17 protein-coding genes and 1 rRNA gene are annotated in these 23,672 nt (G+C 69.6%); 3 read left to right on the top strand and 15 right to left on the bottom strand.

Annotation, left to right across the window (positions count from 1 at the left end):
* Positions 1 to 134 precede the first annotated feature (134 nt).
* Together OG963_RS27520 and OG963_RS27515 are read right to left on the bottom strand one after the other, a co-directional pair.
* Positions 135 to 1,660: ribosomal RNA gene (locus OG963_RS27520) — 16S ribosomal RNA — on the bottom strand.
* A 685-nt stretch (positions 1,661 to 2,345) separates the two neighbouring features.
* A complete protein-coding gene (locus tag OG963_RS27515; protein ID WP_093930343.1) occupies positions 2,346 to 3,353 on the bottom strand; it encodes a stage II sporulation protein M in 1,008 nt (335 codons plus the stop codon).
* 119 nt (positions 3,354 to 3,472) lie between these two features.
* Between OG963_RS27515 and OG963_RS27510 the strand changes: the two genes are divergently transcribed.
* A complete protein-coding gene (locus tag OG963_RS27510; protein WP_093776635.1) occupies positions 3,473 to 4,435 on the top strand; it encodes an RDD family protein in 963 nt (320 codons plus the stop codon).
* A gap of 74 nt (positions 4,436 to 4,509) precedes the next feature.
* Here the strand turns inward: OG963_RS27510 and OG963_RS27505 are convergent, their stop codons facing one another.
* From OG963_RS27505 to OG963_RS27460, 10 genes are all read right to left on the bottom strand, one after another.
* A complete protein-coding gene (locus OG963_RS27505) occupies positions 4,510 to 4,698 on the bottom strand; it encodes a hypothetical protein (protein WP_093776633.1) in 189 nt (62 codons plus the stop codon).
* Between the two features lie 225 nt (positions 4,699 to 4,923).
* Entirely contained in the window at positions 4,924 to 5,535 is a 612-nt protein-coding gene (locus tag OG963_RS27500) for a hypothetical protein (RefSeq protein WP_030927025.1), read from the bottom strand.
* Between the two features lie 176 nt (positions 5,536 to 5,711).
* Positions 5,712 to 7,169, bottom strand: a complete 1,458-nt coding sequence (gene ahcY / locus OG963_RS27495) for an adenosylhomocysteinase (RefSeq protein ID WP_030927023.1) — start codon at positions 7,167 to 7,169, stop codon at positions 5,712 to 5,714.
* A 288-nt stretch (positions 7,170 to 7,457) separates the two neighbouring features.
* Entirely contained in the window at positions 7,458 to 8,426 is a 969-nt protein-coding gene (locus tag OG963_RS27490) for a cation diffusion facilitator family transporter (RefSeq protein WP_093776630.1), read from the bottom strand.
* A gap of 87 nt (positions 8,427 to 8,513) precedes the next feature.
* Entirely contained in the window at positions 8,514 to 9,695 is a 1,182-nt protein-coding gene (gene manA / locus OG963_RS27485; RefSeq protein WP_093776628.1) for a mannose-6-phosphate isomerase, class I, read from the bottom strand.
* A 109-nt stretch (positions 9,696 to 9,804) separates the two neighbouring features.
* Positions 9,805 to 10,941, bottom strand: coding sequence for an SIS domain-containing protein (locus OG963_RS27480; protein WP_030927017.1), 1,137 nt, complete (start codon positions 10,939 to 10,941; stop codon positions 9,805 to 9,807).
* Between the two features lie 102 nt (positions 10,942 to 11,043).
* Complete coding sequence (locus OG963_RS27475; protein ID WP_030927015.1) at positions 11,044 to 11,226, bottom strand: Trm112 family protein; 183 nt, start codon at positions 11,224 to 11,226, stop codon at positions 11,044 to 11,046.
* 302 nt (positions 11,227 to 11,528) lie between these two features.
* Positions 11,529 to 12,920: a phosphomannomutase/phosphoglucomutase gene (locus OG963_RS27470; RefSeq protein ID WP_362277631.1), complete on the bottom strand. Its 1,392-nt coding sequence runs from the start codon at positions 12,918 to 12,920 to the stop codon at positions 11,529 to 11,531.
* A 189-nt stretch (positions 12,921 to 13,109) separates the two neighbouring features.
* The gene (locus tag OG963_RS27465; RefSeq protein ID WP_371799558.1) at positions 13,110 to 14,726 is read right to left on the bottom strand and encodes an L-lactate permease; all 1,617 of its coding nucleotides are present in this window, start codon (positions 14,724 to 14,726) and stop codon (positions 13,110 to 13,112) included.
* A 149-nt stretch (positions 14,727 to 14,875) separates the two neighbouring features.
* Complete coding sequence (locus tag OG963_RS27460; RefSeq protein WP_030927009.1) at positions 14,876 to 15,253, bottom strand: DUF3499 domain-containing protein; 378 nt, start codon at positions 15,251 to 15,253, stop codon at positions 14,876 to 14,878.
* Between the two features lie 322 nt (positions 15,254 to 15,575).
* Here OG963_RS27460 and OG963_RS27455 point away from each other — a divergent pair, with 322 nt between their 5' ends.
* Positions 15,576 to 16,019 (top strand): metallopeptidase family protein, encoded by a 444-nt coding sequence (locus OG963_RS27455; protein ID WP_078879028.1) that lies wholly within the window; start codon positions 15,576 to 15,578, stop codon positions 16,017 to 16,019.
* Between the two features lie 146 nt (positions 16,020 to 16,165).
* Here the strand turns inward: OG963_RS27455 and OG963_RS27450 are convergent, their stop codons facing one another.
* The 3 genes from OG963_RS27450 to OG963_RS27440 form a co-directional block, all read right to left on the bottom strand.
* Positions 16,166 to 17,689 (bottom strand): DUF5719 family protein, encoded by a 1,524-nt coding sequence (locus OG963_RS27450; RefSeq protein WP_030927005.1) that lies wholly within the window; start codon positions 17,687 to 17,689, stop codon positions 16,166 to 16,168.
* A complete protein-coding gene (locus tag OG963_RS27445) occupies positions 17,686 to 21,540 on the bottom strand; it encodes a glycosyltransferase (RefSeq protein WP_371799557.1) in 3,855 nt (1,284 codons plus the stop codon). Before OG963_RS27445 ends, OG963_RS27450 begins: the two co-directional genes overlap by 4 nt.
* A 491-nt stretch (positions 21,541 to 22,031) precedes the next feature.
* The gene (locus OG963_RS27440; RefSeq protein WP_030927001.1) at positions 22,032 to 22,295 is read right to left on the bottom strand and encodes a WhiB family transcriptional regulator; all 264 of its coding nucleotides are present in this window, start codon (positions 22,293 to 22,295) and stop codon (positions 22,032 to 22,034) included.
* A gap of 749 nt (positions 22,296 to 23,044) precedes the next feature.
* Between OG963_RS27440 and OG963_RS27435 the strand changes: the two genes are divergently transcribed.
* On the top strand, positions 23,045 to 23,584 hold the full coding sequence (locus tag OG963_RS27435) for a cysteine dioxygenase family protein (RefSeq protein ID WP_093930348.1): 540 nt from the start codon (positions 23,045 to 23,047) through the stop codon (positions 23,582 to 23,584).
* Positions 23,585 to 23,672 lie beyond the last annotated feature (88 nt).

Genomic DNA, 23,672 nt, shown 5'->3' with positions numbered 1-23,672 from the left:
CCACGCCGAAGCAGTACTAGTGAAAAACAACCTGTCGTGCCGAATAGTCAACGTTCCACCCATGAGCTAACCACCGTCGAACATTTGCCGACGTAGTGGCTCTGGATTCCTTGCGGAATCTAGATGCTCCTTAGAAAGGAGGTGATCCAGCCGCACCTTCCGGTACGGCTACCTTGTTACGACTTCGTCCCAATCGCCAGTCCCACCTTCGACAGCTCCCTCCCACAAGGGGTTGGGCCACCGGCTTCGGGTGTTACCGACTTTCGTGACGTGACGGGCGGTGTGTACAAGGCCCGGGAACGTATTCACCGCAGCAATGCTGATCTGCGATTACTAGCAACTCCGACTTCATGGGGTCGAGTTGCAGACCCCAATCCGAACTGAGACCGGCTTTTTGAGATTCGCTCCGCCTCGCGGCATCGCAGCTCATTGTACCGGCCATTGTAGCACGTGTGCAGCCCAAGACATAAGGGGCATGATGACTTGACGTCGTCCCCACCTTCCTCCGAGTTGACCCCGGCAGTCTCCTGTGAGTCCCCATCACCCCGAAGGGCATGCTGGCAACACAGAACAAGGGTTGCGCTCGTTGCGGGACTTAACCCAACATCTCACGACACGAGCTGACGACAGCCATGCACCACCTGTATACCGACCACAAGGGGGGCACCATCTCTGATGCTTTCCGGTATATGTCAAGCCTTGGTAAGGTTCTTCGCGTTGCGTCGAATTAAGCCACATGCTCCGCTGCTTGTGCGGGCCCCCGTCAATTCCTTTGAGTTTTAGCCTTGCGGCCGTACTCCCCAGGCGGGGAACTTAATGCGTTAGCTGCGGCACCGACGACGTGGAATGTCGCCAACACCTAGTTCCCAACGTTTACGGCGTGGACTACCAGGGTATCTAATCCTGTTCGCTCCCCACGCTTTCGCTCCTCAGCGTCAGTAATGGCCCAGAGATCCGCCTTCGCCACCGGTGTTCCTCCTGATATCTGCGCATTTCACCGCTACACCAGGAATTCCGATCTCCCCTACCACACTCTAGCCTGCCCGTATCGACTGCAGACCCGGGGTTAAGCCCCGGGCTTTCACAACCGACGCAACAAGCCGCCTACGAGCTCTTTACGCCCAATAATTCCGGACAACGCTTGCGCCCTACGTATTACCGCGGCTGCTGGCACGTAGTTAGCCGGCGCTTCTTCTGCAGGTACCGTCACTCTCGCTTCTTCCCTGCTGAAAGAGGTTTACAACCCGAAGGCCGTCATCCCTCACGCGGCGTCGCTGCATCAGGCTTTCGCCCATTGTGCAATATTCCCCACTGCTGCCTCCCGTAGGAGTCTGGGCCGTGTCTCAGTCCCAGTGTGGCCGGTCGCCCTCTCAGGCCGGCTACCCGTCGTCGCCTTGGTAGGCCATCACCCCACCAACAAGCTGATAGGCCGCGGGCTCATCCTTCACCGCCGGAGCTTTTAACCCCGTCCCATGCGGGACAGAGTGTTATCCGGTATTAGACCCCGTTTCCAGGGCTTGTCCCAGAGTGAAGGGCAGATTGCCCACGTGTTACTCACCCGTTCGCCACTAATCCACCCCGAAGGGCTTCATCGTTCGACTTGCATGTGTTAAGCACGCCGCCAGCGTTCGTCCTGAGCCAGGATCAAACTCTCCGTGAATGTTTTCCCGTAATCGGGAGACACATCACGAGAGCGGGACGATCAGCCGGAATAAGACCGATCGTCCACAGCGTCCTCGCTGTGTAATTGCCTACCGGAACCACAAAGGCCCGGCAGGACTTTCAAAGGAACCACCAACCTGTCGAAACAGGCCGGGGTATCAACATATCTGGCGTTGACTTTTGGCACGCTGTTGAGTTCTCAAGGAACGGACGCTTCCTTTGTACTCACCCTCTCGGGCTTTCCTCCGGGCTTTTCCCTTCGGTCTTGCGTTTCCGACTCTATCAGACTCTTTCGTGTCCGATTCCCGGTCGAAGCGGGTTCCGCTTTCCAGTTCTTCGCTTTCGCGTTTCCCTTTCCGGCGGTTCCAACCTTACCAGACTCATTTTCGTTCCGTTTACCGGTTCGAATTTGATTCCGATTGGCCGTTGGAGTGGCCTTTGCCTTTCGGCTGATTCGACTTTATCAGAAGCGTTTCGGCCGAGCTAATCGGCCGCATGGCTCACATAAAGGAATCGACGGCTCTTCAGGAATTCAATTCCCAGTGAGCGAGATGGAGACTAGTCGTTGGGTCCTGACTTGTCCAGTCCGACTCAACCGTTAGAATCTACCTCCCCCTGTCCACCGTGTCAACGGTTTTTTGGGGCGAGGAGGAGAGTAGCAGGTCAGCGGGGTCGTACGCACATCAGGCGGCGGCGGGGAGCTCAGCGCTCCGCTCGTCGGCGTCGACATCTCCCGCTTCGCCGGTTCGGGCCGCTCGGCCGCCCAGTACATAGACGTAGATGAGGAAGGCCAGTTCGGCCGCTATGCCTATGGCGATGCGGCCCCAGGTCGGCAGGCCCGACGGGGTGACGAAACCTTCGATGACGCCGGAGACGAAGAGAACCAGGGCCAGACCTATGGCCATGCCGATCGCGGCCCGGCCCTGTTGCGCGAGGGCGGATCGGCGGGTCTGCGGGCCGGGGTCGATGACCGTCCATCCCAGTCGGAGGCCTGTACCGGCTGCGACGAACACTGCGGTCAGTTCGAGCAGGCCGTGCGGGAGGATCAGGCCGAGGAAGGTGTCGAGGCGGCCGGCCGACGACATCAGACCGATGCCGACCGCGAGATTGAGGACGTTGACGAAGAGGATCCAGATCACCGGGAGGCACAGGAACGCCCCCAGGACCAGGCACATCGCGGCGGCCTGCGCGTTGTTCGTCCAGACCTGGGCCGCGAACGAGGCCGCCGGATGGCTGGAGTAATACGTCTCGTACTCCCCACCGGGGCTGGTCAGCCGACGCAGATCGTCCGGGGCGGCGATGGCCGACTGGACTGCCGGGTGGGTGCCGATCCACCAGCCCATGAGTGCGGCCAGGAGCGTCGAGAGGACGGCCGTGGGTATCCACCAGTGCCTGGAGCGGTAGACCGCGGCGGGGAAACCGGCTGTCAGGAAGCGGGTGGCGTCGCGCCAGGAGGCCCGGCGGGTTCCCGTCACCGTGGATCGGGCCCGGGCCACGAGCTGGGTGAGGCGCGCGGTGAGCATCGGGTCGGGAGCGCTGGACTGGATCAGTGAGAGATGCGTGGCCGTCCGCTGGTAGAGGGCGACGAGCTCGTCGGCTTCCGTGCCGGTCAGTCGGCGCCCGCGGTGCAGGAGATGGTCCAGGCGGTCCCACTCGGTTCGGTGGGCGGTGACGAATACGTCGAGATCCATGGTCGGCTGCTGCTCCAGGCATGGGTGCGTACGGGTCCGTACTACTGCGGCGCGCTGCGGGTCAGCTTGGCAGACTGAGCGCCCGAGGGTCAGGGAAGGTCGGCGAAGGGTGGGCGGCGATGAGTGAGCTGGTAACCGGGGATGCGGTCGTACTGGGGCTGCGACCGGCGAGACTGCCGAGCCGTGCGTTGGCTCTGGCGATCGATCTTGTCGTGGTCTGGATCGTGTTCATCCTGGTGTCGATCGGGTTGGCCATCGCGACGGCGACGCTGGACGAGGCGGCGAGTGCGGCCATAGTCGTCGCGACCTTTCTGCTGGTGCTCGTGGGCGGGCCGATCGCGGTCGAGACGCTCAGTCACGGGCGTTCGCTGGGGAAGCTCGCGTGTGGGCTGCGGGTGGTGCGGGACGACGGAGGGCCGATCCGGTTCCGGCACGCACTGGTGCGCGGGGCGATGGGCGTCGTCGAGATTCAGATGACGCTCGGGGTCTTCGCCTGCATCGCGTCGCTGGTGTCGGCGCGGGGGCGGCGGCTCGGAGATGTCTTCGCGGGCACGCTCGTCGTGCGGGAGCGGGTGTCGGCCGGGCGCGGGATCGCCGTGCCGCCTCCGCCGCCGTGGCTGGTCGGGCGGTTCGCCGGACTGGATCTGTCAGCGGTGCCCGACGAGCTGTGGCTGGCGATACGGCAGTACCTGACGCGGATGCACCAGCTCGATGCGGAGGTGGGGCTGTCGATGGCGGAGCGGCTGGCCGATGAGCTGGCGGTGCGTACGGGGGTTCCGGTGCCGCCGGGAGTACCGGCCGCGGCGTATCTGGCCGGCGTGGTCAACGAGCGGCAGGCGCGGGATGCCCGGCGGGTGTTCCGCGCTGCACAGGCCGATCCGCGCGGGCAGGGGGCCATGGGAGTTGGTTCGGTGCCGGTGGGGGTGGTGGGGCCTGCTGCGGCGGTCAGCCCGGTCGCGCCTGGCGCCACTGTTTCCCCCGTAGCGCCTCTTGTCCCTGCGGCGCCTGTTGAACCTGGAACTCCCGAGGCGGAAGAGCCTGGGGGCCGGGAGCCGGGTACGGGCTTCGCACCGCCTGCCTAGAAGTCGTCCCGGATGGGGTGGCAGTTGTCGCCCGGGTTCATGTCGTGGAGCAGTTGGCCGGCTGACGCCAGGGCTCAGGAGCCGAAGGGCCCCGTGTTCTGCCTCGCGGCGTTCGCCGTGCCCAGCCCTTGTGCGATTCCCTGGTCCGCTGCCCCACGCTCAAGTGCGCCGCGTTCCCCCGAGCCACCTCTGCGCCGCAGTACGACCACGCACACCGCGACCGCGGCCGCGAGCACGACCACCATGGAAACAAAAAAGATCATGGGTCCCCCTGTTGTCTGGCGGAACCGTGCTGCGGCCCCTTGCTGACCTGGATTATCGCCTGCTGCCCGTCCACAGGGAAGCTCGATATCTGGTTGGTGCCGCAGATGCGACACCTGCTTGGCGCCGCAGATACGACCTCGGAGTACAGGCCCTGTCGCGCCCTGCTCGGGAAAGCGAGTCCCACGCCCCATCGACGCACCGCCAACCGCGTTGCGGGACAGCCCTTAGCGGGGCGAGGGCGGGGTTTCCAGGTGTTCGAGCTCGATGCCGGGGGCCGAGAGGACTACGTCGCCGGCGATGTGGACGGTGTGCTGTTCGCCCGTGTCCAGGGCGTTGACCTGGTATTCGTCCACCATCAGAGGGCCGTTGTCAGTGGCGTGCGCTTCACTGTTCACCAGGGCCCAGGACTGGTCGACGGTACGGGGGGCGAGGACCGGGTCCGTGAAGGCGACGAGGCGGACGCGGGTCGCGGGGGAACCGGGGGTGAGGCGCAGCAGGCGTGAGGTCGCGATGAGGAATGCGGGGGACGTGCCGGTGAAGCCGTGGGCGCGGACATTGCCTTCGGTGGCATGAGTGCCGGTCGGGTCGGTGCGGACCCAGGTGACGCCTTCGAGGGCGGCACCGCGGATCTGCCAGCTCGCGGCATGCAGTTCGAGGCGGATGGGGCGGCCGAGTTCGTCGAGGGCCAGATCGACGGAGCCGAGGTGGTCGCCGGAGGGGGCGACGATCTGGGAGACGTAGCGCCAACCGGAGGGGCCTGGGGCGCAGTGGAAGTGTTCTTCGCCGAGGGGGGTGTGGTCGTGGGGATCGTGGAGCGAATAACGGCCGCGTGGCATGGGGTCCTTCGGGTTCCTCGGGCTGTGCGGGTGCGGTACGGCGCAGGCCCCCGACACGGGGGTGCGGGGGCCTGCGCTCGTATCTGCTGCTGAGGCTTCGGCTGTCCTGCCGTCAGTGACCGGTCACCGGCCGGCGGTGAGCTGTGTGGTCGATGACGGGCGGGGCCGGTGCCGGATCAGTAGCGGTAGTGGTCGGGCTTGTACGGGCCTTCGACCTCGACGCCGATGTACGCGGCCTGCTCGGGGCGGAGCGTCGTGAGCTTCACGCCGAGCGCGGCGAGGTGGAGGCGGGCGACCTTCTCGTCGAGGTGCTTGGGCAGCACGTAGACGTCGGTCGGGTACTCCTCGGGCTTGGTGAACAGCTCGATCTGGGCCAGGGTCTGGTCCGCGAACGAGTTGGACATCACGAACGAGGGGTGGCCGGTGGCGTTGCCCAGGTTCAGCAGGCGGCCCTCGGACAGCACGATGATGACCTTGCCGTCGGGGAACGTCCAGGTGTGGACCTGCGGCTTGACCTCGTCCTTGACGATGCCCTCGATCTTGGCGAGGCCGGCCATGTCGATCTCGTTGTCGAAGTGGCCGATGTTCCCGACGATCGCCTGGTGCTTCATCTTGGCCATGTCGGCGGCCATGATGATGTCCTTGTTGCCCGTCGTGGTGACGAAGATGTCGGCCTGGGCGACGACGTCGTCGAGCGTGGCGACCTGGTAGCCGTCCATCGCCGCCTGCAGGGCGCAGATCGGGTCGATCTCGGTGATGATGACGCGGGCGCCCTGGCCGCGCAGGGACTCCGCGCAACCCTTGCCCACGTCGCCGTAGCCGCAGACGACGGCGGTCTTGCCGCCGATGAGGACGTCGGTGGCGCGGTTGATGCCGTCGATCAGGGAGTGGCGGCAGCCGTACTTGTTGTCGAACTTGGACTTGGTGACGGCGTCATTGACGTTGATCGCCGGGAAGAGAAGCGTGCCGTCGCGGTGCATCTCGTACAGACGGTGCACACCGGTCGTGGTCTCTTCGGTGACGCCGCGGATCTCGGACGCCAGCTGGGTCCACTTCTGCGGGGACTCGCCGAGGGTGCGGTTCAGCAGGGTGAGGATGTGGCCGTACTCCTCGCTGTCCGCGGTCGACGGGTCCGGGGCCGCGCCGGCCTTCTCGAACTCGACGCCCTTGTGGACGAGGAGGGTGGCGTCACCACCGTCGTCGAGGATCATGTTCGGGCCGCCGGTGGGGGTGTTCGGCCAGGTCAGGGCCTGCTCCGTGCACCACCAGTACTCTTCGAGCGTCTCGCCCTTCCAGGCGAAGACCGGGACGCCCGCGGGGGCGTCCGGGGTGCCGTTCGGACCGACGGCGATGGCTGCGGCGGCGTGGTCCTGGGTGGAGAAGATGTTGCAGGAGGCCCAGCGGACCTCGGCGCCGAGGGCGACCAGGGTCTCGATCAGCACGGCGGTCTGCACGGTCATGTGCAGCGAGCCGGTGATGCGGGCGCCGGCGAGCGGCTGCGCGGCGGCGTACTCCTTGCGGATCGACATCAGGCCGGGCATCTCGTGCTCGGCGAGCGTGATCTCCTTGCGGCCGAACTCCGCGAGGGAGAGGTCGGCGACCTTGAAGTCCTGTCGATTGGCGACCGTCGTCATAACGGGCTGCTCCTCGTAGTGGGTGTCGAGGGTGGGTACGGCTGGCTCTGCGGCGGCGGACACAGAAATGCCCGGGCGCTCGCAGCGCAGTCCGTCGGAGGCCCTCTCTCCCTCGCCCGGTCCGCATGCGCGGAGCGGCCGACCGCCATCAGCAGCGACGTCTGACACTGCCGTCGAATCTACACCGATCGGGCCGACCGCTCCCAGCCCGCCCGGGGCCGGAAGTGATCGGGAGGGGGCCCGGGCGGGGTACGGGTGGCTCGGTGGTCGGATTGTGCCGGGGCGGCGTCAGAGGGTCTCGGGAGCGTCCGGGGCCTTGGCCGGGTTGCTGCCCGTGGCGGCGGCCGCCTCGTTGAAGATGTCCGGTTCCAGGTAGATGACCCGGGCGATCGGGACGGCTTCGCGGATGCGGGACTCGGCGGCATTGATGGCGTTGGCGACCTCGGCGGCGGTGTCGTCGTGCTCGACCGCGATCTTGGCGGCGACCAGCAGCTCTTCCGGGCCGAGGTGGAGCGTACGCATGTGGATGATGCGGGTGACGGTTTCGCCGTCGACGACCGCGGCCTTGATCTTTTCGACCTGGTCGGCGCCGGCGGCCTCACCGAGCAGCAGGGACTTCGTCTCTGCGGCGAGGACGATCGCGATGCCGATCAGCAGGATGCCGATGCACAGCGTGCCGATGCCGTCCCAGACGCCGTCGCCGGTCGCCAGGGTCAGGCCCACACCGAACAGGGCGAGCACCAGACCGACCAGCGCGCCGAGGTCCTCCAGGAGGACGACCGGGAGCTCGGGGGCCTTGGCCCGGCGGACGAACTGGGTCCAGGTGAGCTCGCCGCGGCTCTCGTTGGACTCCTTGATGGCGGTCCGGAAGGAGAAGCCCTCGGCGATGATCGCGAAGACCAGCACGCCGACCGGCCAGTACCAGGCCTCGAGCTCGTGCGGGTGCAGGATCTTCTCGTAGCCCTCGTAGACCGCGAACATGCCACCGACCGAGAACAGGACGATGGAGACGAGGAAGGCGTAGATGTACCGCTCGCGCCCGTAGCCGAAGGGGTGCTGGGGGGTGGCTTCGCGCTGGGACTTCTTGCCGCCGAGCAGCAGCAACCCCTGGTTGCCCGAGTCGGCCACCGAGTGGACGCTCTCCGCGAGCATCGATGACGAGCCACTGAACAGGAACGCCACGAATTTGGCCACTGCGATCGCGAGGTTGGCGGCGAGTGCCGCCACGATCGCCTTGGTTCCGCCTGACGCACTCATGGGTGCCTGGTGTCCCTTCTTCGGTGCTGCGGCCCTGGCGCCGCGGTACGGCCGGACATTGTTGCAGCCGCTGATGCGGCCGGTACGTCAGGCCACCACTGTGGCGCGGAACAGAGTGCCGGTACCGGACGCTTCGACCGTTTCGCCCGACGGTACGAAGACCGAGGCGCCGGGTGTGAGATCGAGGGTGCCGACGCGGGGTGCACCCGCGGTGCAGAGCAGGATCTGCGGGGTGGGCCTGGTCAGGTCGACGGGGGCGGCGCCGGGCGAGAGGTCGAAACGCGACAGCCGGAACTCGTCGACCGGGGTCTCGTACAGCTCCTCGCCGGAAGGGGACGCCTCAGGGCGCAGGATGCCGGGGTCGGTCGCCTCGAAGCGGACGATGCGCAGCAGTTCGGGGACGTCGATGTGCTTGGGCGTCAGTCCGCAGCGCAGCACGTTGTCCGAGTTCGCCATGATCTCGACGCCGAGGCCGCCGAGGTAGGCGTGCGGGACACCCGCACCGAGGAACAGGGCCTCACCGGGCTGGAGTTGTACGTAGTTCAGCAGCATCGCCGCGATGACGCCCGGGTCGCCTGGGAAGTGGTGCGCGATGCGGGCGTACGGGGCGTGGGCGCCGCCGAGGCGTTCGGCGGCGGCGGCCGCGGCAGTCACCGTCTCGGCCATCTCGACGGGGTCCGCGGTGAGGATCGCCGTGAGCACCTCGCGCAGGGCCGCCTCTTCGGGGTGGGCACCGAGGAGATCGACGTACGGCTTGAGGGAGTCGACGCCGAGTGCCGCCATCGCCTGCGCCGCCTCGGTGGGCCTGCGGAAACCACAGAGGCCTTCGAAGGGGGTGAGCGCGCAGATCAGTTCGGGCTTGTGGTTGGTGTCCTTGTACGTGCGGTGGGGCGCGTCGATCGGGACGGACCGGCGCTCCTCGTCCTCGTACCCCTTCTTGGCCTGCTCGAGGTCTGGGTGGACCTGGAGGGAGAGGGGGGCGCCTGCGGCGAGCAGCTTGAGGAGGAAGGGGAGGCGGGGGCCGAACTTCTCGACGGCGGCCGGGCCCAGCTCGCGCTCCGGGCCGGCGGCGATGATGTCGGTGAGGGGCTGCTCGGTGGGGGCTCCCGAGGCGCCGGATATGCGGGTGAGACGGGAAGGCGCTCCGGGGTGGGCGCCCATCCACATCTCGGCTTGGGGCTCGCCGGTCGGGGCGACGCCGAGCAGCTCGGGAATGGCGGTGGTGGAGCCCCAGGCGTAAGGGCGCACGGTGTTGGAGAGCCGGTCCATGGAGAGTTCGTCCTCGTGAGATGCGCGGATCGTGCGGTGCGGTGGTCGTGCGATGCGGTGGGGCTGTGCGTGGTGCGGTGGTCGTGCCCGGTACGGGCGCGCGGTGTGGTCAGGCGTGGGCTCCCGAGGCCAGTGCCAGGTAGACGGCGGCGAAGTCGGTGACCGCGAGGAGCTCGGCGAGGGCTTCGAGCTCGCTGCCCTCGTCCGGTTCGAGTTCACTGACCGCCGTGTCGTGGCCGAGGGCCAGTTCGCGGGCGGCGGGGGCGGCACTCAGACCGCCCGCGGGCCGGTCGCGGAGCAGGACGACCCGGGCGTGCAGGGCCTCCGCCTCGTCGACCCGGTCACGGAAGAAGTCGTCGGGGTCGGCCCCGGCGGCGAAGGATCCGGCCAGCAGCGCCCCATGGGCGGGAAGGGCCTCGGGGAGTTCGGCGGCGAGGGCCGGGCGGCCCGACAGCTCGGCGAGGACAGCGGCGAACCGGCGCCCGACCGGCCCCGCGGCGTCGCCTTCCGTCCATACAAGCGGCAGGCTGTCGGCGAGCTCGGCGGCGAGCGTCTTGGCCGGGTTGCTGTACGTGGCGATGGCCGGGCCGCAGCGTTCCGCGGTGCGGTCCAGGCGGTCGGCGACGCTCTGGAGCGTCTCGGCGGGTGCGGTGATCAGGCCGACCCGGTCGAGCAGCGCGAGGAGCGGCGTGAACAGGGCCCAGAGCGTGCCGGGTCCGGCGGCCGACGTCTCGGCGTCGTACTCGCCGTGCGGGGCGGACGCCATCGGCACGACGAGGCCGTGCGCCCCGTCGACCGCTTCACGCAACGGGGACTGACGGGGGGCGACGGCGACGACCGTGCAGCCGCGCCGGTAGGCCTGTTCGGCGAGCAGGGCGAGGCCCGGCTCGGAGCCGTCCGCCGTGACGATCAGCAGCAGGTCGACGGAGCCGGCCCAGCCGGGCAGCGTCCAGCGCATGGCGCCCGCGGCAGGTGCGACGCCCGTGGGGTGGATACGGGTGACGGGTGCGGAGGCTCCCGCCAGCGCGCCGATCAGATCGGCGACGCCGGATGCGGCGGTGCCGGAGCCTGCGACCAGGACGGCCCGCGGGCGGCCCTCCGGGGCCAGCTCGGTGATGCCGGCCTCCGCCGCGTGCCGGGCAGCGGTACGGACGCGCGCCCCGGCCTCGGCGGCGCCGCGGAGCAGACCGCGGCGGTCGGCTCGGGCCAGGGCTTCCGGGGCGTCGAGCAACGACTCGTCGAGCATGGGGACGGGCCTCCGATCACGTGCTGATCACCGTGCGGGCTGCGGGTGTACGGGGGTGGGGGCGCGCCGGCCCGGTGGGCGGCGGCGCTCCCGTGCCTCGCGCTACGCGGGGCGGCGGGCCTCGTCGACCAGGAGTACGGGGATGCCGTCCCGTACCGGGTAGGCCAGGCCGCAGTCCGTGCCGGTGCAGACCAGCTCGGGGCTGTCGGCTGCCGACCGGTCGTCGAGCGGGGAGTGGCAGGCCGGGCAAGCGAGGATCTCCAGAAGGCCGGCTTCGAGCGGCATGGGGTGAGTCCCTTCAAGCATTCGAACAGCGGGTTCGGGTTCGCGCGGATCGGGCGAGGTCAGCCTACCGCCGGGGTGGCGGGGGCGCGGCCCGGCCGGGGTGGTGAGATCGCCCTGCGGGTGCGGGTGGGGACGCCTGCGGCGGGCTGTTCCGCTGCCCACCCTTTCCCGGAACCGGGGCTCCAGCCCGGAACCCCGGTCCTCGAGCGTCGGACGGGCCGGAAGGACGCCGTCGATCGCCGGACGCGCCGGGGGTGCCCGGCGCGCCGCGAGTGGCCCGACAGGCGCTGTCTCAGGTGCCCTCACACATCGGAGTCGTTCGATGCCGCCTGGCTGCGGACCAGGGCCAGGACTTCGTCGCGTACCGCCGTCATGGTCTCTTCGTCGCGTGCTTCCACGTTCAGGCGCAGCAGCGGTTCCGTGTTGGAGGCTCGAAGGTTGAACCACCAGTCCGGGGCCGTGACCGTCAGGCCGTCCAGTTCGTCGAGCGAGATGTGGTCGCGGGTCTCGAAGGCGGCGCGCACCGCCGCTGTGCGGCCCGGCTGGTCGTCGACCGTGGAGTTGATCTCGCCGGAGCCGGTGTAGCGGTCGTACTGTGCGACCAGTTCCGACAGCGTGCCCGGCTGACCGCCGAGGGCGGCCAGCACGTGGAGGGCGGCGAGCATGCCCGTATCGGCGTTCCAGAAGTCGCGGAAGTAGTAGTGCGCGGAGTGTTCGCCGCCGAAGATCGCGCCGTGTGCCGCCATCTCCTCCTTGATGAAGGAGTGGCCGACGCGGGTACGGACCGGGGTGCCGCCGTGTTCGCGGACGACCTCGGGGACCGACCAGGACGTGATCAGGTTGTGGATGACGGTGCCCTTGCCGCCGTTGCGGGCGAGTTCGCGGGCCGCGACCAGGGCGGTGATGGCGGAGGGGGAGACGCCCGCGCCGCGTTCGTCGACGACGAAGCAGCGGTCCGCGTCACCGTCGAAGGCGAGGCCCAGGTCGGCGCCCTCGGCCAGGACTGCGGCCTGGAGGTCGACGAGGTTCTTCGGGTCGAGGGGGTTGGCCTCGTGGTTGGGGAACGTGCCGTCCAGCTCGAAGTACATGGGGACGACGTCGAGCGGGAGCCCTTCGAGGACGGTGGGGACGGTGTGGCCGCCCATGCCGTTGCCCGCATCGACCACGACCTTCAGCGGACGGATGGCCGTCAGGTCGACCAGGGACCGCAGGTGGGCCGCGTAGTCGGTGAGGGTGTCGCGCTCGGTGACCGTACCGGGGGTGGCGACCGGCTGCGGTCCGCCCTGCTCGGCCCACTTCTCGATGAGGGCGCGGATCTCGGAGAGCCCGGTGTCCTGGCCGACGGGCGCGGCGCCGGCCCGGCACAGCTTGATGCCGTTGTACTGCGCCGGGTTGTGCGAGGCCGTGAACATCGCACCGGGCAGGCCGAGGCTGCCGGAGGCGAAGTACAACTGGTCGGTCGAACAGAGGCCGATGAGGGTGACGTCCGCACCGCGCGCCGCCGCACCGCGTGCGAAAGCCGCGGAGAGGCCGGGCGACGAAGGCCGCATGTCGTGGCCGATCACGATCGCTCCGGCGGCCGTCACCTCGACGAACGCCGCCCCGAACCGCTCGGCCAGCGATTCGTCCCACTGGTCGGGCACGACTCCGCGCACGTCGTACGCCTTGACGATCTGCGACAGATCAGCAGCCACGGGCCGGTCCTCCTGAGGTTTCTGCGGACCGCCCAAACTACCCGGCGGCCGTCGGGGCAGGCCGTGGGGTCTGATGGCTGGACGGTGGCGCAGTGGCGCGGCCGTGCGGTTGCCCGGCTGTGCCCACGGTGACCGGGGCCGGCCGGTCATCGCTCGGTCGTCGAGCGGCGGCCGGACCCGGCCCTTTGCTCAGGGCAGCATCCAGCCCAGCACCGAGGTGCTCTGCGCCAGCACGATCAGGCACATCACCAGCAGCAGCCCCAGGCTCCACGGCAGCACCTTGCGCAGCAGGTCCCCCTCGCGCCCGGCCAGACCGACCGCCGCACACGCGATCGTCAGGTTCTGCGGGGAGATCATCTTGCCGAGCACCCCGCCGGAGCTGTTCGCCGCGGCGAGCAGCTCCGGCGAGAGACCCGATTCGCGTGCCGCCGAGACCTGGAGTGCGCCGAAGAGTGCGTTCGCGGAGGTGTCGGAGCCGGAGACCGCGACGCCGAACCAGCCGAGCACCGGCGAGAGAAAGGCGAGCCCGGCGCCGGCGGCTGCCACGAACTGGCCGATCGTGGCCGCCTGCCCGGAGAGGTTCATGACGTACGCGAGTGCCAGTACGGAGGTCACGGTCAGGATCGCGTACCGCAGTTCGTACACCGTGCCCACCCACTCGCGCGCTGCGTCCCCGGGCCGTACGCCGAGCGCGACGGTGGTGACCAGGCCGGCCAGCAGGACGAGGGTGCCGCCCGTGGCGATGACCGGGAGCGTGAAGAGATTGGCACCGACCGGCTTGCCCGCCGGGTTCGCGACGTCGAGAAGGGGCCAGTCGAAGACCCGGGTCGCCCTGGCCAGCGGATCCTTGACCGGCGGGATCTGCGCGACGGAGAAGACCGCGACGATGAGGGCATAGGGGACGTAGGCGCGCAGCACCTCCCGGTTCGGGTCCTCGTGATCCAGGTCCTCGCTCCGTACGCCTGTCAGGACTGCCGCACGCACCGGTTCCTCGGCCGGCCTGCGCGCCCCGGGGACGGCCATCAGCGCTGCCGCGCCCACGAGCGCGGCGGCGATGTCGGCGAGCTGGGCGGAGACGTAGTTGGAGGCGGCGAACTGGGCGCCGGCGAAGGCGGCTCCGCAGACGAGCGCGGGCAGCCAGGTCTCGCGCAGCCCACGCCTTCCATCCACCAGGAAGACCAGGATCAGGGGTACGAGGAGGGCCAGCAGCGGAGTCTGGCGACCCACGACGGAGGCCACGTCGTCCAGCGGCAGCCCGGTGATCTGGGCGAGCGTCACCACCGGGGTGCCCATGGCGCCGAACGCGACCGGTGCGGTGTTGGCCACGAGCGAGACGACGGCCGCCTTCACCGGGTCGAAGCCGAGCGCCACCAGCATCACGGAGGAGATCGCGACGGGCGCACCGAATCCGGCCAGGGCTTCGAGGAGCGCGCCGAAGCAGAAGGCGATGACCAGCGCCTGGATGCGAGGGTCGTCCGAGAGCCGGCCGAAGGAGCGGCGGAGGATGTCGAAGTGCTGGGTACGCACGGTCATCCGGTACACCCAGAGGGCGTTGACGACGATCCACATGATGGGGAAGAGGCCGAAGAGCACGCCCTGAGCACCCGCGGAGAGGGTCTGCCCGAGAGGCATGCCGTAGGCGAGCGAGCTGACGGCGACCGCGACGGCGAGGCCGATGAGTCCGGCGCGGTGTGCCCGCATCCGGACCGCTCCGAGCAGCACCAGCACGGTGACCAGGGGAAGAGTCGCGACCAGCGCGGACAGGGCGAGCGAATCGGCTACGGGCTCGAGTTGCTGGACGAACACACAGACCTCCCCGGGATTCCGTGATGCGGAAAACTATTTCTCACGGGTGGGGAAATCGTCGTGTCCACGACAAGAATTGGTCAATGGTGCGTACGTGAAAACTTGTAGCGGGAAATCATGGGTGGAGGACGCCGGGCAGCATGCCGCGGTCAGGAATCCGGCGAGCGCAGCACCCGAAGATGACCGCGGCGCGCAACCTCCATCGGGTCCGCGGCGCGTGGACCGCCGCCTCTGGCCTCGGCTGCGCGCTCATGCGGACGCGCCGCTTCCCGCACCGCGTTGGCCAGCGCTTCGAGGTCGTCACCGCTGGGGCGGGTGGGAGCGGAAGGATCGGAGAGCCGGACCACTTCCCAGCCGCGCGGCGCGGTCAGCCGCTCACCGTGCTCGGCACAGAGGTCGTAGCAGTGGGGCTCGGCATAGGTGGCGAGCGGGCCGAGGACCGCAGTCGAGTCGGCATAGACGTACGTCAGTGTCGCGACGGCAGGGCGGCCGCACGCGGTGCGCGAACAGCGACGTACAGGGCTCACGATGTTGGACGGTACCGCACTCTTGAGCGGGCTGCGACGACTCTCCCTCAGGTCACCCCACCGTGTCGCACTGTGACCTCCGGCACAACCGCCTTTCGGGCAACTATCCTGACCTGCACCGGAAGAGAGAACCGCAGGTCGCAACGGCAACGATTCCGGTTACCACTCGATACAAAAGCTGTCATTACGTAAGAGATCAGCGGTCGCGGACAGGGCCTGAAACGGGCTCAACCTTGGCCGGAATGTTCAACAGTGGACATGCCGCTGCCCTGCCGGTGAGCGGCGATCCCACTGCCCCGCCGGGAGTTACGCTGCGTCGGTGATGGACAGTCCTGTACCGCCGCCCCACCCGTCCGAGCCGCGATCCGAACCGCGGCCCCGCCGTCGTGACCGCCACGGCCGCGGCATGCGTGGGCCCGTGGCTCCGCCCCAGGTGCCGCTCTCGGTCAGCAGGGCGGAGACCTTCCGTGATCTCGTGCAGGATTCGGTGGAGCGGCTGGAGCGCCGCTGGCCGCAGCTGGCCGATGTCGACTTCATGGTTCTCGATGTACCGGGGACGCAGGAGGAGACCGTGCCGCTGGGGCGCGCGGTCTCCGCGGCGAAGGACCAGCCCGCGCAGATCGTCGTCTACCGGCGCCCCGTCGAGATCCGGACCAAGAGCCGCGACGAGCGTGCGCTGCTGGTGCACGAGGTCGTGGTGGAGCAGGTCGCGGAGCTGCTCGGGCTGTCGCCGGAGTCGGTGGACCCGCGGTACGGCCAGGACTAGCGGTACAGCAGGACCAGCAGTACGGCAGGAAGCGGGTACCCGGCGGCTCGGGTACGGCCCCGGCCACGGATCCGCCGGGCACTGCCTGTGGGGTGTGAGCGCGGTACGGGGCGGCGCTGCGTTCGGCGCCGCCCCGTACCGGTTGCTCAGTCGTCCAGGACCGAGAGGTCCTGCTCCGCGGCCGGCACCTCGACCGTTCCGCCGTCGTCCGGCAGCGTCTGCACCGTGAACATCGGGATGCCGTCCTCCGGAAGGGCGAGCGTGCGGGCGGCGTGCACCGGGCCGCCCGATTCCGTCTCGACGGTCAGCGCGTAGCTTCCCTTGAGCCCGGCCGGCACCTGCGGGGTGACCGCGAGCGTCGTACCGCCCTTCACCGTGTACGTCTTGACGGTCCGTTCGCCGCCTCCGCTGCCTGCGGACGCCGTGACCTTCACCGTGCCGGTGGCGCCCGGAGCGGTGAGAGAGAGGACCGATCCCTTCGCCCGGTTACCGGCCACCGTGGCCTGCGCGCCCACCGGTCCGGTCGCCGGGATGTACGCGACCTCCTGCTTGTCACCGGTGCCGCGGACCACACGCAGCGCGGCCACCACCGGGGTGGCCTGTCCGCTCTGCGCCGGGGTCAGCAGCAGGGAGCCCGCTTCACCCCTGGTGATGTCCTTCAGGTCGACGCCCGCGGTCATGTTGGACTTGATGTGGAGATCCTCGTGCCCGGCCGGCGTGATCGCGCCCGTCTTGCCCAGCAGTTTCAGCTTCAGGTCGGCGTCCTCCTCGCCCGGGGCGAAGGCCACCAACCGTACGGAGGTGGCGTCCGCCGGGATGCCGGGGAGGACCAGGGTGCCCGTCGGGTCGACGGAGGCGGTGAGCCAGTCGCTGCCCGTCGCGCCGTCCGCCGCCCTCACGACGGCTCCGACGCGTCCGGTACGGGTGGTGACGTGGATCGTCACATCGTCGGCGGCCTCGCTGGTCAGGGTGGAGATCAGGACCGGGACGCTGGATCTGGCGGGGACCGTGATGCCCTCGCCCACATCGGACTTGAGCGAGCCGTCCGGCCCGTACAGCTCGATGTCGGCGACGGCGGCGGTGTCGTCCGGGTTGGTGAGATGCACGTAGTCCTCGCGGGACTTCGCGGTACTGGCGGCCGGGAACCAGAAGTCCGTGTCGGGTCCGGTGCAGCTGACCCCGAGCAGGCCGCGCGAGGCGCCCGTGCTGACCGTGGTGGTCTGCTGGGTGGTCCAGCCGGGGGCCAGCTTGCCGGTGGCGGTGCCGACGAGGGCGGGGGCGTCGGCGCCGGAAGCGTCGGCGGTGGCCGGTTTGCCGGGCTCCTTGAGGGAGACGACCGGCTTGTCGGAGTCCGCGGCCTTCTTCTTCGTGTCCTTCTTGGCGGTGGTCCCTTCGCTCCCGTCCGCGTTGGTCGGCACGGACGGCTTCAGTTCCGCGGTGCCCGCCTCGCCGCCGCCGGCGGACGCCGGGGTGAAGGACGTGTACGTCGTCTCGGCGAGCTCCGAGAGGCCGGGTGCCGGGCAGAGGAGGCTGGACCGCTCCACGGGCAGCCGCGCGGCAGCTGTCGCCCCCGTGGCGTCCGCGTCACCGGGCGCGGAGAGCGCGGCGAAGCCGGTGACGGCGGCGAGGGCTACGGTGCCCGCGATGAGGGACAGGTTGGTGGACTTCACTCGGACTCGCCTCGCGATGCGTTACCGGTCGGCCACGGGTTCTGGGCCGGGGCGGGGTTCTCGTCGGGGTGCTGCGGGTCGTACGGGGCCTGCCCGCTGTACGGCGCCTGCGGGTCGTACAGGCCCTGCTCGTACGGGTTGTACTGACCCTGCTCGTACTGTCCGCCCTGGTTCGGGTCGTACTGGCCCTGGTCGTACTGCTGCTGCGGGTAGCCGTACGGGTCGTAGGCCTGGGCGGCGCCCTGCTGGTACGGATCGGCGTCGGGCTGCTGCTGCTCACCCTGGTACTGCGCGTACTCGCCGCCCTGGTACTGCTGCTCGTCCCACTCGCCGTACTGGTGCTGCTGCGGAACGGACGCGTACCGGCCGTCCTCGCCCTGCGGCGTGTACTGACCGTCACCCTGCGGGTCGTAGGGATCCGGGGCCTGGTGCCGGTGGCCGTAGGCGTCGGTCCCTTCCGGCTGCTGCGCGTACGGGTCGGTCGTCCGCTGTGCGGGCATGTACTCACCCGCCGCTTCCGCCGACTGCTCCCCGCCGTCGCCGTAGTCGTCGCCGTCGTGGTCGCCGTCCTCGGCCGCCGCCTCCGCCTGCGCGGCGGCGCGCAGCCTGCGGGCCCGGCGTCCCTCGCCCGCGACCGGCTCGGCCGGAACCGTCGCGGACTCCTCGGGCAGGTCGTCGTCGATCTCCCGGCGGCGGCCCGGCAGAGCCAGGACCAGCAGGACCACGCCGAGCGCGGCCTGGGCCCAGATCCATGCGCTGTGGGTGAGCGGCGTCTCGTACGTGAGGTCAAGACTGCCGCCCTCGGCGGGGAGCTCGAAGCCCTGCGCCCAGCCGTCGACGGTCCTGCCGGTCAGCGCCCGGCCATTGAGCGTGGCGTGCCAACCGGAGTCCGCCGTGTCGGCGATCCGCAGCACCCGGCCGGAGCCGCCCGCCGGGATCTTGGAGTGTGCCTCGACCGGCTGGGAACCGACGGGCAGCTGTTCGCCGCCCGCGCCGGACGGAACGATCATGATCCGGGCGATCTGGCGGTCGACGCGCCACAGCGCGCTGCCGTCCAGCTGGCTCAGCCGGCTCAGCCCAGGGGTCGCGTCGAGCACCCGGCTCATCTCGCGCGGTGCGCCGTCCCGTACGAGCACGTAACGGATCGCGAACCCGCTGAGCTGGCTGCCCTGGTCGGCGCCGGAGCCCGCGACCAGGTTGGCGACGACCTTGTCGAGGTGGCTGTTGCCGCCGCCCGACGCGGCCAGCTCGGCGTCGCCCAGCCGCGCACCGGAGCCGCGGACCAGGGTGTACGAGACGGACGCCGGCGAACTCCCGCCGAGCACCAGGGTGCGCGGCTGGTCACGGGTGCTGCTCTCCTCCGCGACGAACGCGGGCACCTGCACCGGGTCCCGGCGCTCCAGCGGACCCGCGGCGCCGCCGATCATCCAGCCGACCGCCGCCACCGCGGGGGCCAGTACCGCGGCGACGGCGATCAGCGCGGCGACGGGCTGGCGCCAGCCGAAGCTGAGCTCCGCGACACGCACCCGTGCGCCATCCGCACCGACGAGCGCGGCGGCGATCAGCGCGATGCCGTAGACGAGGGTGGCAGGTCCGGCCCAGCCGGAGCCGTTGGTGAGTCCGGCGAAGAGCAGGGCGACGAGCGCGACGGCCCAGGCGGCGCGCACCGCGAACTGCCGCTCCCCGCGCAGCAGCGCGGCCAGCGCCGCGAGCACGATGCCGAGCAGCAGCACGCCGCCCGTGGCATTCGGGCCACCGGGGCTGATCCCGAGCAGATCGAGTGCGGAGGCCGAGCCCGTACCGAACTCCAGGCCTGCTTCCGTCAGGAACGACGAGGGGTTGCCCAACAGCGACAGCGACCAGGGCGCGAGGACGAGCAGCGGGGTGCCGATCGTCGCGAGGAAGCGGAGTCCGTACGCGGCGACGTCGTGGCGGCGCAGGGCGAGCACACCGATACCGAGGACCACGGCCAGCGGCCAGACGACGGGCGTGAAGGCCATCGCCAGGGTGAGGAGCAGGGTGTACGCCCAGGTGGCGCGCCAGCTGCCTCGGGTGTCCCCGCTGCTGCGCATCCCGTACGCGGAGACGGCGGTGCGGGCGATGAGCGGAAGCAGGATCGCCAGTACGGCGGTGCCGAGACGGCCGGTCGCGAGGGCGCCGGTCGCGGCGGGCAGGAAGGCGTACGCGATGCTCGCCCAGGCCCGCAGCAGCCGCGATTCGAGCAGCGGGCGGGAGACGAAGTACGCGGTGAGCCCGGCGAGCGGAACCGAGCAGACCAGGAGCAGAGTGAGCGCGAAGCCGGTCGAACCGAGGAACAGGGCGGACAGCGCGGAGATCGCGGCGAGGTAGGGCGGCGCGCTCTGGGTGCCGCCGGTGCCGACCGGGTGCCAGCCGTCCGCGTACCGCCCCCACAGGTCGGAGACGTCCGCGGGCGCGGGCAGCAGCGCGCCGCCCGCCAGCGCCCCGCCGCCCAGAAGGCTGCGGCAGGCGACGAGCGAGACGAGGAGCAGGACGGCGAAGAGCACCGGGCCGGGCTTGCGGCCGATCCGCTTGAGCCGTGCGAACTGCTCGATCTCCAGGAAGTCGGCGTCGTCCCCGCCCGGTCCGGACTCGACGGCGCCGTGCCGTGAGCCGCCCGAGTCCGCGTCGGACCCGCTGCCGAAGTTTCCGGCGACCTGTTCGAAGGTCGCACGGACGGTCGCGCCGGGCGGCGGGAACAGCCCGCGCAGTTCCGCCGCGTCCACCACTCCCCTGCCGCGTCTGCGCCGGGCCGCGAAGATCCTGCCGGGTCGCAGCAGAGTGCCGAAGAGTCCGGCGACCTCGTCGAGTGCCTGGCCGGGGACCTTGCCGACGAGATAGGCGAGGGTACGCACCAGGGTGCCGAGGACGAGCCTGAGCAGCACCCACGGCAGCATCTTGCCGCGGGCGTTGACGAGCATCGTGTAGACGGCACCGGCCTTGTCGACCCGGTGCGGGGAGGCGACGAAACGGCCGGCGCAGTCGATGGGCCGGCGTTCCCTGGCGGAGGCCTCGGCATGTCGCAGGATGGCGTCGGGGGCGACGAGCACCCGGTATCCGGCGGCGTGCGCGCGCCAGCAGAGGTCGACGTCGTCACGCATCAGCGGGAGTCTGCGGTCGAACCCGCCGAGCTCCTCCCAGAGGTCACGGCGGATCAGCATGCCGGCGGAGGAGACGGACAGCACGGTACGGACCTGGTCGTGCTGACCCTGGTCCTGTTCGCGCCGGTCGAGCCCGGTCCAGCGGCGCCCGCTGTTGGCGATGGAGACGCCGACTTCGAGGAGCTGCTTGCGGTCGTACCAGCCCCGGAGCTTGGGGCCGACGATCGCGGCGTGCGGATCGGTGTCGACGACGCGGAGCAGCTCGGCGAGCGCGTCGGGCTCGGGCGCACAGTCGTCGTGGAGCAACCACAACCACTGCACCGGTTCGCCGTGCGGCAGTTCGGGCAGGTCGTACGCGTCGTCGCGCCAGCTTCTGGTGACCGGGTCCCAGCTGCTGGGACGCTTCAGATACGGCAGGTCGTCCGGGGTGAGTTCACCGGCCGTGCGTACCGCCTCGTCGACGGCCGTGCCGAAGCTCGTACGGCGTGCGAGGTGCAGGACCCGCTCGGCCCCGAGCGCGTCGGTGACCAGCTGCGCGGAGTCGTCGGCGCTGCCGGTGTCGGCGGCGACGACGTGCTGTACGGGGCGTTCCTGCCCGAGCAGCCCGGCGAGCACATCGGGCAGCCAGCGTGCGCCGTCATGGGAGACGAGCACGGCGGTGACGACATGCCGAGGGAACTCTGGGGCGGCGGCGGCCGCGTACGGCGCCGTCGATTGGCTGTGCACGGACATCGAGGTACGGGCCCTCCGGCCGGGTCCGGGGGGCGTCCCCCCGGGGGCTGCATCGGTGTACACGCGCGCTCCGTCGGGGCGTTGGCGCGTCTCGGACGGAGCCCCACACTAACGGTACGGATAACCGGGGTGGAGCGGAGCGGTTGATCGAGGACGGCGACGGACCGGCCGTACGCCGGTCCGCGGACATGGCAATGGCCCGCCGCCTGCGGGCAGGGTGCAGGTGGCGGGCCATGTCGGTCGGGGCCGCAGCGTTGTGCCGAGCGGTATGGAGTGGGTGGTCCGGAGCGTGGTCGGTGGCTCCTTGGTGGCCGTGCGGCTCCGGCGGATCCGGGTCCGGCGGCCGGCTCGGCCGCACAGTGCGACCCGTGGACATCGCAGCTTCGCGGGCGCCGCGGATCAGTGGACGTCACGGACTCGTGAGCACCGCGGATCAGTGGACATCGCGGCTTTGCGGGCGCCGCGGATTCGCGGGCCTGTGCGATTCGCGGTCAGACCGCGGCCTTCTTCAGCCGTCGCCGTTCCCGCTCGGAAAGGCCGCCCCAGATACCGAAACGTTCATCATTGGAAAGCGCGTACTCAAGGCATTCGGACCGGACTTCACAGGCGAGGCACACCTTCTTTGCCTCGCGGGTCGATCCGCCCTTCTCGGGGAAGAAGGACTCGGGATCGGTCTGGGCGCACAGTGCGCGCTCCTGCCAGCCGAGTTCCTCGTCCGCGTCCTCGACCAGCAGTTGCTGGAACAGCTCGGTCATGTGCGCCCCTCGTCTGTCTCTTGCGTCCCCGTGATGCAGCCGTTATCGAATCGGCCGAACGACACGAGTGAAATTACAAGTGTGTGGATCCGGGCCAGTCAAGCGGAGATCTGCTATTGGGCCCGGTATTCACTCTGCGGAACCAAGCCTATGCAGAAAGTGTGCAAATCACCAAAAACCTGACATATGCCACAGGCCCCGCCGCGCCCCCGTCCGTCACGAAGTGAGACGCCCAGGAGGGCGGCCATGTTTCGATTTGATCACCGAAGCGATCAAGATCACAGTCGGATCACGAGGCCGCTGTGACGTTTGGAGGCGCGGTTGTTGCGCCACATCTCCGTTACAACGACTGCACAAACCTTTCTCCGGCTGGAGTAACCGGATGAGGTGAAACATTGCCGCCAAATCGGTCATTGAGTTGACAGTGGGAGCTTTGCTCGGTTCTCCTTGATGCCATGCCAGCAAACTCAGCGATGCGCACGACCCACGTCCGTGGGTTCCGTACCGCTGTCCAGGCTCGCTGTTGCTGTTCCAGCTGTCTCAGCTGTTGATGCCGTCCCCGCTGTCGAAGCCCTCGCGCTCCAGCCAGTAACGGCCCACCCTCGGACCCCGGCCTCTCCGGCTCCGCTCCGCCGATCGATTGTCCGGCCCGGCGGCCGCCCGGCCCCAAGGCCTCCGGTCCACGCGACACCCCCGCATCTGCGTCCGCACTTCTGCCCGCACTCCCTTGCCGAGGAACCACCGCACCCATGAACAGCGACAGCGACCTCCAGATCGCCGGCGACATCCTCGAGGTTCAGCACCTCCTCCAGCCCGCACGCAAGCACCCGTCCACGGTGGCCGAGTTCGTCGGACTCGCCCGCACCATCGCCGCCGACCGTGAGCAGTGGGCGCCGCTCGTCCAGTACGACGCGACCACCCGCTGGTATCACCGGCTCCGCACCGTTCCCCAAGCTCTCGGCGCCGCTCGAGCAGGGGAGACCCCACTCGGCTACGAGGTGTGGCTGCTCAGCTGGGTCCCCGGCCAGGGCAGCGGGATGCACGACCACGGACTCTCCTCCGGCGTACTGACCGTCCTGGAAGGCGAGTTGACCGAGCACACCGAGCGCGGCAGCCGGTCGCTGAACTCCGGCGCGCAGCGCGTCTTCGCGCCCGGATATGTCCACGAAGTGGTCAACGACTCCCTCGAACCGGCCGTCAGCCTGCACGTCTACTACCCGGGTCTGACCGAGATGCCGATGCACGCGGCGCAGTGCGCCCCGACGGCCGCCGACGTCGTACCCGCCTGACAGCCCACCCGTCGCCCGCCACCACCCCACCAACGATCAGGCTTCGCCCGACAGCCCACCCGTCGCCCGCCACCACCCCACCAACGAT

Source organism: Streptomyces sp. NBC_01707, assembly GCF_041438805.1.
Classification (GTDB): Bacteria; Actinomycetota; Actinomycetes; order Streptomycetales; family Streptomycetaceae; genus Streptomyces.
The sequence above is the reverse complement of the archived record's forward strand: the minus strand, read 5'-3'. Positions and strand labels throughout refer to the sequence as shown.

Excerpts from the sequence above, each read along its gene's own strand:
- OG963_RS27440 (WP_030927001.1), bottom strand. The coding sequence starts at position 22,295 with ATGACCGAGCTGTTCCAGCAACTGCTGGTCGAGGACGCGGACGAGGAA.
- manA (WP_093776628.1), bottom strand. The coding sequence starts at position 9,695 with ATGGACCGGCTCTCCAACACCGTGCGCCCTTACGCCTGGGGCTCCACC.
- OG963_RS27505 (WP_093776633.1), bottom strand. The coding sequence starts at position 4,698 with ATGATCTTTTTTGTTTCCATGGTGGTCGTGCTCGCGGCCGCGGTCGCG.
- OG963_RS27455 (WP_078879028.1), top strand. The coding sequence starts at position 15,576 with ATGGACAGTCCTGTACCGCCGCCCCACCCGTCCGAGCCGCGATCCGAA.
- OG963_RS27490 (WP_093776630.1), bottom strand. The coding sequence starts at position 8,426 with ATGAGTGCGTCAGGCGGAACCAAGGCGATCGTGGCGGCACTCGCCGCC.
- OG963_RS27445 (WP_371799557.1), bottom strand. The coding sequence starts at position 21,540 with ATGTCCGTGCACAGCCAATCGACGGCGCCGTACGCGGCCGCCGCCGCC.
- OG963_RS27500 (WP_030927025.1), bottom strand. The coding sequence starts at position 5,535 with ATGCCACGCGGCCGTTATTCGCTCCACGATCCCCACGACCACACCCCC.
- OG963_RS27515 (WP_093930343.1), bottom strand. The coding sequence starts at position 3,353 with ATGGATCTCGACGTATTCGTCACCGCCCACCGAACCGAGTGGGACCGC.
- OG963_RS27510 (WP_093776635.1), top strand. The coding sequence starts at position 3,473 with ATGAGTGAGCTGGTAACCGGGGATGCGGTCGTACTGGGGCTGCGACCG.
- OG963_RS27475 (WP_030927015.1), bottom strand. The coding sequence starts at position 11,226 with ATGCCGCTCGAAGCCGGCCTTCTGGAGATCCTCGCTTGCCCGGCCTGC.
- ahcY (WP_030927023.1), bottom strand. The coding sequence starts at position 7,169 with ATGACGACGGTCGCCAATCGACAGGACTTCAAGGTCGCCGACCTCTCC.
- OG963_RS27435 (WP_093930348.1), top strand. The coding sequence starts at position 23,045 with ATGAACAGCGACAGCGACCTCCAGATCGCCGGCGACATCCTCGAGGTT.
- OG963_RS27480 (WP_030927017.1), bottom strand. The coding sequence starts at position 10,941 with ATGCTCGACGAGTCGTTGCTCGACGCCCCGGAAGCCCTGGCCCGAGCC.